This window comes from Eubacterium ramulus (assembly GCF_003122485.1).
GTDB lineage: Bacteria > Bacillota > Clostridia > Lachnospirales > Lachnospiraceae > Eubacterium_I > Eubacterium_I ramulus_A.
Genome location: NZ_JRFU01000066.1, coordinates 1 through 7,327 on the forward strand (window position 1 = coordinate 1; position 7,327 = coordinate 7,327).

At 43.7% G+C, this 7,327-nt stretch carries 8 protein-coding genes and 1 pseudogene; all 9 read left to right on the plus strand.

The window, feature by feature from the left end; all coding sequences use genetic code 11:
* Window positions 1-222, plus strand: a 222-nt coding sequence (locus LG34_RS16925) for a hypothetical protein (protein ID WP_207657023.1), incomplete at its 5' end; no start/stop codon positions are given.
* The gene (gene recD2 / locus LG34_RS06295; protein ID WP_109215334.1) at window positions 153-2,354 is read left to right on the plus strand and encodes an SF1B family DNA helicase RecD2; all 2,202 of its coding nucleotides are present in this window, start codon (window positions 153-155) and stop codon (window positions 2,352-2,354) included. The genes LG34_RS16925 and recD2, both read left to right, overlap by 70 nt.
* A 17-nt stretch (window positions 2,355-2,371) precedes the next feature.
* Complete coding sequence (locus LG34_RS06300; RefSeq protein WP_242979818.1) at window positions 2,372-3,073, plus strand: ComF family protein; 702 nt, start codon at window positions 2,372-2,374, stop codon at window positions 3,071-3,073.
* Window positions 3,074-3,142: 69 nt separating this feature from the next.
* A complete protein-coding gene (locus LG34_RS06305; RefSeq protein WP_109215336.1) occupies window positions 3,143-3,553 on the plus strand; it encodes a hypothetical protein in 411 nt (136 codons plus the stop codon).
* Between the two features lie 51 nt (window positions 3,554-3,604).
* A complete protein-coding gene (locus tag LG34_RS06310; protein WP_109215337.1) occupies window positions 3,605-4,654 on the plus strand; it encodes a hypothetical protein in 1,050 nt (349 codons plus the stop codon).
* Between the two features lie 29 nt (window positions 4,655-4,683).
* A complete protein-coding gene (gene cdaA, locus LG34_RS06315; protein ID WP_109215338.1) occupies window positions 4,684-5,592 on the plus strand; it encodes a diadenylate cyclase CdaA in 909 nt (302 codons plus the stop codon).
* Window positions 5,558-6,871, plus strand: a complete 1,314-nt coding sequence (locus tag LG34_RS06320) for a CdaR family protein (RefSeq protein ID WP_109215339.1) — start codon at window positions 5,558-5,560, stop codon at window positions 6,869-6,871. Before cdaA ends, LG34_RS06320 begins: the two co-directional genes overlap by 35 nt.
* 60 nt (window positions 6,872-6,931) lie before the next feature.
* The gene (locus LG34_RS06325) at window positions 6,932-7,195 is read left to right on the plus strand and encodes an HPr family phosphocarrier protein (RefSeq protein ID WP_109215340.1); all 264 of its coding nucleotides are present in this window, start codon (window positions 6,932-6,934) and stop codon (window positions 7,193-7,195) included.
* 21 nt (window positions 7,196-7,216) lie between these two features.
* Window positions 7,217-7,327, plus strand: a pseudogene (locus LG34_RS17070) (sulfate adenylyltransferase subunit CysD); the annotation flags it as partial.

The following is a 7,327-nucleotide window of genomic DNA, read 5'->3' on the forward strand; positions in this document are numbered from 1 at the left end:
GCGGAGCAGTTATTCGGTTATGAGCAAGTAGCAAAGCGGATTGCGAATAGCCGCTTGACCAAAATTGAAGAAGTCACCTGCTTTTATTGCGTAAAAATAAGCAAGCAGTGTGGACGGATTGCGAGTATCTTTGCCTGTAAAAAAGGAGAGTTATGGAGACAATTACCGGATTTGTGGAACACATTGTGTTTCGAAATGAAGAAAATGGATATACAGTTCTGAACCTTGCGGTAGAGGAAGATGAAGTGACCTGTGTCGGTGTGTTCCAATTTATCAGTGAGGGGGAAAGTGTGGAACTGAAAGGCGAATATACCGTACACCCTTCTTATGGACCGCAGTTTCAGGTGGAATCCTATGCCATCAAAGCACCACAGGATATTGTGTCGATTGAACGGTATCTTGGCTCCGGGGCAATCAAAGGAGTCGGCGCGGCTCTGGCAGCGCGGATTGTGCGAAGGTTCAAGGAAGATACCTTTCGTATTATAGAAGAAGAACCGGAGCGTCTGGCAGAGATTAAGGGAATCAGTGAGCGGAAAGCACAGGAGATTGCAGAGCAGACAGAGGAAAAAAGAGAACTGCGGCAGGCAATGATCTTTTTACAGAATTATGGCATTTCACTGACTCTGGCAGTCAAAATTTATCAGACCTATCAGCTTGATATGTACCGCATCATACAGGAAAATCCATACAAACTGGCAGAAGATGTAACCGGTGTAGGTTTCAAAATTGCGGATGAGATCGCACATAAAGTAGGAATTCATATGGATTCAGATTTTCGTATCCGAAGCGGTATTTTATATGTGTTGCAGCAGGCATCTTTGGAGGGGCATACGTATCTGCCAAAGGAATTGCTGACGCGGCGGGCATGTGAATTGCTGGAAGTAGATACCGATGCAGTGGAAAAACATTATATGGATATGACAATTGACCGGAAACTGGTGATGAAACAGACCGAAGATCAGGTACAAATCTATGCATCTACTTTTTATTATATGGAATTAAATGTGGCAGTTATGCTGCGGGAATTGAATGTGAAATATGATTTTTCAGAAACAGCAGTAGAGCAGAGAATCCGTAAAATTGAGGAATTGTCTGACCTGAAATTAGATGAAATGCAGCATATTGCGGTGGTAGAGGCAGTGCGCAGTGGTCTGCTGGTTATTACAGGTGGACCTGGTACCGGAAAAACCACAACGATTAATACGATCATTCAGTTTTTTGAATCTGAAGGGATGGATATTTCACTGGCAGCGCCGACGGGACGTGCAGCAAAACGTATGAGTGAAACCACAGGTTATGAAGCAAAGACGATTCACCGTCTGCTGGAACTTTCCGGTGGTATGGATGAGCATGCTGGTTTTGAACGGAATGAGCAGAATCCATTGGAGACAGATGTTCTGATCATTGATGAGATGTCTATGGTGGATATTACACTGATCCACAATCTGTTAAAAGCCGTTGTTGCGGGAACGAGAGTTATTTTGGTTGGTGATGTGAACCAGCTTCCGAGTGTCGGACCGGGATGTGTGTTAAAGGATATTATCGATTCCCATGCCTGCAATGTAGTGCGTCTGAATCGGATTTTTCGTCAGGCATCGGAAAGTGACATTATTGTCAATGCACATAAGATTAACCGTGGCGAGCCGGTTGTTTTAGATAATAAGAGCCGGGATTTCTTTTTCCTGAAACGGTATGATGCGAATGTGATCATCAGTATCTGTATTCAGCTGATCCAGCAGAAACTGCCAAAATATGTCAATGCGGAACCGTTTGATATTCAGGTGCTGACACCTATGCGAAAAGGATTACTTGGTGTGGAACGTCTGAATACGATCCTACAGCAGTATCTGAATCCACCGGATGCGAAGAAAGCGGAGCATGAGCATGGACAGACGATTTTCCGTGTCGGGGATAAAGTCATGCAGATCAAAAATAACTATCAGGCAGAATGGGAAGTGCGAAGCCGCTACAACATACCGATTGAAAAAGGTCTTGGAGTATTTAACGGAGATATGGGGCTTGTCCGTGAAATCAATACTTTTTCTGAGACCTTGACCGTAGAATATGAGGAAGGACGAATGGTGGAGTATCCATTTAAGGAACTGGATCAGCTGGAACTGGCGTATGCAATTACGATACATAAGTCTCAGGGAAGCGAATATCCGGCAGTCATTATTCCACTACTGACCGGTCCGCGGATGCTAATGAACCGGAATCTTTTGTATACTGCGGTAACCAGAGCACGCAAATGTGTGACTTTGGTAGGCGATGAGAAGGCATTTTACAATATGGAAGCAAATGTAAATGAACAGAAGCGTTACAGCGGTTTAAGAGACCGGTTGGAGGAGTTATAAGTTGGAGGAATTATAATTTGAATTGGGGGAAATGGTTAGATTATCTGTATCCGCCGCACTGCCCGGTGTGCGACCGGATTTATGCGGATGGCATTTGTGCAGACTGCAGAAAAAAACTTTTTGTGATCACAGAAGATTTTTGTATGAAATGTGGGAAACCGCTGGAGGATACACAGCGGGAATATTGCCCGGATTGCAGCAGAAAGCGGCATGTATTCCGGCAAAATCGTGCGCTGCTGTCCTATCGGGGACCGGTAAAATTGTCATTGTATCGGATGAAATATGCAAACCGTCGGGATTATGCAGAAATTTACGGCAGGGAAATGGCAGTTCGACTGGGACCATGGATTCGCAGGTGCAAGATTACAAGGATCATACCGGTGCCGCTGCACAGAAAACGGCAGCGAAAACGCGGGTACAATCAAGCGGCAGTAATTGCGAAATCTATGGGGCGGGAATTACATCTTCCTGTAGATGAAAAAACGCTTTTTCGTGTGCGAAATACCGTGCCACAGAAAGCATTGAATGACAGAGAACGCCGCCGGAATTTGAGCGGCGCATTCCAGATTCGGAAAGGCGCAGAACTGCCGGAGGGAGAATGTGTATTGCTGATCGATGATATCTATACGACAGGGAGTACACTGGATGCAGCGGCACTGTGCCTGAGACAAAGCACAAAATGCACAGTGTATGCGGCATCGATTGCAATCGGAGGATAAAAAACTTTTCTTGCATGGTAATTTGTGATATACTTTTTCTGTAGTATGAGCAAAAATAGGTGGGTTATTATGATTAATCAGGACAGAGTACGGGAAATGAATAAGATGGCAATACTGGAGTCCGGTGTGGGAGAAAAAGAACTCAAGATCAGCACCTATCGACGGGCAGACTTTGTCATTTTACAGCTGGTAAAAGGATTTGTAGCCGGTACGGTTTGTTTTGCTGCGATCGTGATGCTTTGGCTGTGTTCCAAATGGGATGATTTAAACCAATATTTTGCAAATGTAGATTATATGCAGCTACTGAAACAGACAGCAATTTTTTATATCATTTTTATGGCAGGGTATCTGGTGCTGTGTGCGTTGGTGGCAATTTATCAGCATAAAAAGTGCAGAGAACGGCGGGATCAGTATCTGCGGTATCTGCATCGGTTAAATAAGTCTTATCTTGCGGAGGAGAAGGCGCGGGAGGACGCATAGAGTTTCTGCGGGACTGCACAGGCAGAAACGCCGGAAAAACAGGAGGTATGCATGGTTCAATTATTAAAAATAAAAGAACATATTTATCGGTTTATCGGTAAATATGAGATCTATACAATCGCTGTGTTCCGATTTTTAGTGGCATTTGCAGCATTTACACTGATCAATCAGAAAATAGGCTATATGGATTTGCTGAAGGAATATCCGATTCCACTGTTATTTGCATTACTGTGTTCCTTTTTGCCTTCCGGAATGATGCTGTTTTTAGGAGCAGTTCTGATCCTGCTGAACTGTTACGCATTATCATTGGAATTGTGCGGGATCGTGGCATTGATTTTTGTGATTCTTTTCTGCATCTATTTCCGTTTTTCCAGAAAAAAAGGAATGTATGCGGTGTTGACGCCGGTGCTTGGCGTGGCAGGAATCCCATACGTTGTTCCGGTGGCATCGGGACTGCTGAGCCGGGTGTACGCTGTTGTTTCTGTAGTATGTGGAGAGATGGTATTCTTTTTATTGAAGAATATCAATGAAAATGCAGCGTTATTTTCAGCGAAAGATGGAATTACTAAGAAAAGTGTTGTGACACTGGCAGTGACAGAGATTTTTACAGATAAGGAAATGTACATTTTCCTTGGTGGATTTGCAGCAGCAGCCATCGTTGTCTCCTGTATCCGAAAACTGACCGTGGATCATGGACGTACCATTGCAGCAGTGATTGGTATTGCCGTGGAGATGGGAATCATTTGCAGCGGTGAGATCTATATCGGTGAGAGCGGACGGATTGTTAAGGTGATTGCAGGATGTATCATTTCTCTACTGATCGTTCTGGTATTGGATTTTATGACACTGAGCGTGGATTACAGCCGTGTGGAACATACACAGTTTGAAGACGATGAATATTATTACTATGTCAAAGCGGTTCCGAAGGCATTTGTACCGGTAGAAGATAAGCAGGTGAAAAAGATTAATGCAAAACGGGCAAAGAACCGCAAGATTACACGAGGAAAAAAGGTGAATTCAGTACATGTGGGACATCCGGATGATTCGGAAAAGGATGATTTGGAGACACAGATTATGAATGAACTTCATGACGATAAATAAGAAACGACTGTTTGAGAGGAAGTGAACAAATGCGGGAGATAGGATCAGCATTGTATGCCTTTATGGATAAATACCTTTCCTGGATAGACAAACCAAAGATCGGCGTTACAGACGTGATAGAGATCATCATTATTGCGTTTGTGCTGTACCATATCATGGTATGGGTTAAAAATACGCGTGCATGGATGCTTTTTAAAGGAATTATTGTTATTTTGATTTTTCTTTTGATCGCAGCTTTGTTCCAGATGAACACGATCCTATGGTTGTCGGGAAAAGTAGTAAATATAGCAGCCATCGCGCTTGTTATCATATTTCAGCCGGAGCTGCGGAATGCGCTGGAGCGACTGGGACGTAAGAATTTCCTGACGGCATTTTTTAGCTTTGATTTTCAGAAAGCAAGCACTGTTCGCTTTTCCGAAAAGACGATTACAGAGATTGTAAAAGCCTGCTATGAGATGGGAAAAGTAAAGACCGGTGCGCTGATCGTAATTGAACGTGATGTCATGCTGAATGAATATATCAGAACCGGAATCCCATTGGATTCTCTGGTTTCCAGCCAGCTTCTGATCAATATTTTTGAACATAATACGCCGTTACATGACGGTGCTATCATTGTGCGCGGAGACCGTATTGTGGCAGCCACCTGTTATCTGCCGCTGTCAGATAATATGGAGCTGAGTAAGGAACTGGGAACCAGACATCGTGCGGCGGTAGGTGTCAGCGAAGTGAGCGATTCCATGACGATTATTGTGTCGGAGGAAACCGGTGCGGTATCTCTGGCGGTAGAAGGAACTTTGTATCGTAATATTGATGCTGATTTCCTGAAAAGTAAACTGCGATTTGCGGCGAAATTGTCCCAGACCACAGAACCGTATTTGGAAAAACTGAAAAGGAGGCTAAAACATGTTACGAAAACTGACAAAGCGGATAACAAATAATTTTGGCCTCAAAATACTGGCAGCAGTATTTGCAATTATTTTGTGGATGGTAGTGGTAAATATTGAAGATCCGGAAAAGACAAAAGGATTTACGATACCGGTTACCATCGAAAATAATGAATATCTGTCAGATATGGGTAAGACCTATGAGATTTTAAACAATACTGACAAGATCTCGTTCACGGTTACCGGAAAGCGTTCGATCATCGAGGAATTGTCTGAATCAGATTTTACCGCTGTGGCAAATCTGGAAAATATTAATGATGATATGACAACGATACCGGTCAGTGTCAGTGCTTCCCGTTATGCAAGCCAGATTGAAATTAACAAGCGGGATGCTACGTTAAAGGTAAGTGTTGAAAATCTGCAAACGGAACGTTTCTCTGTGAAAGTTGTAACGAAGGGAACACCAGCTGCGTATTGTTATGTGGAATCGACTTCTTCTGCACCGGGTAAGATCACGGTTACGGGACCGGAGTCTGTAGTGTCTCAGATTAAGACGGCTCAGGCAGTGGTTGATATCAGTAATGCAGAAGAAAATGTGGCAACCAGCAGTCCAATCGTTTTGCTGGATGCAGATGGAAATGAGATATCTCAGGACCGGCTGAGCCTGAATCGGACATCAGTTGATGTGGATGTCGAGATTTCCATGGGAAAATCGGTTCCACTGAAATTTACTACGAATGGAACACCGGCAGACGGTTATCGTTTCGTGGAGGCAAAATGCAGTGAATCTACCGTAAAACTGACTGGTGACAGTGATCTGTTAAGCAGTATCAGTGAACTGGAGATTAGCGGATCGCAGATGAATGTTTCCGATGCAACTGCCGATGTGACAGCAAATATTGAACTGAGTAAATATCTTCCGGATGGAATAACACTTGCGTCGGATCAGTCTAAGCAGATCAGTGTGACGTTAGTGATCGAAGGGGAAAATTCCCGGGCATTTGCAGTTCCGGTTGGAAATATCACCGTAAAGAATCTGCCAGACAATTTGTCACTGGCATTTAATGCGGATACCGTGACGGTCAATCTGAAAGGATTTGATGAGGTACTAGCTGAGATCAATCCGAATGATATTACTGGCTCGATAGATGCTTCCAATTTTACGGCGGGAACTTTGACCGCAACTGTCACATTGGATGGTTCATATAAGACCGCCGACACAGTGACGACATCTGTTACCGTTACAGACAAAAACGGACAGACAACAAACGGTTCTTCAGGAACCGGGGGAGAAAATTCCGATGAAACAGATTCCTCTGAGAGTCAGAATTAAACGAGAAGCTGTTTCACAAGTAATAGAAATACCAAAGATGTATTTTGGAGGGGATACAACATGGTTTGTCAGAAAGTAAAAATTAAAAATCCTGCGGGACTGCATCTGCGTCCGGCAGGAAAGTTATGCGATGAGGCAATTAAGTACCGGGCAAAGATTTCATTCCAGAAGGGAAATGCAACGACAAATGCAAAAAGCCTGTTAAGTGTACTTGCAGCAAGTGTCAAGTACAATGATGAGGTGGAAATTGTCTGTGAAGGCGAGGATGAAAAGGAAGCACTGGAAGGAGTTGTGGCTCTGATCCAGTCAGGTCTGGGAGAATAACAGGAAAAGAGGACAAAAAATATGGATCACTTGGATGAACTGGAAGCAGAAGCGATATATATTATGCGGGAAGTGGCAGCACAGTGTGAGAAGCCGGTGATGCTTTATTCCATCGGAAAAGATTCTTCCGTT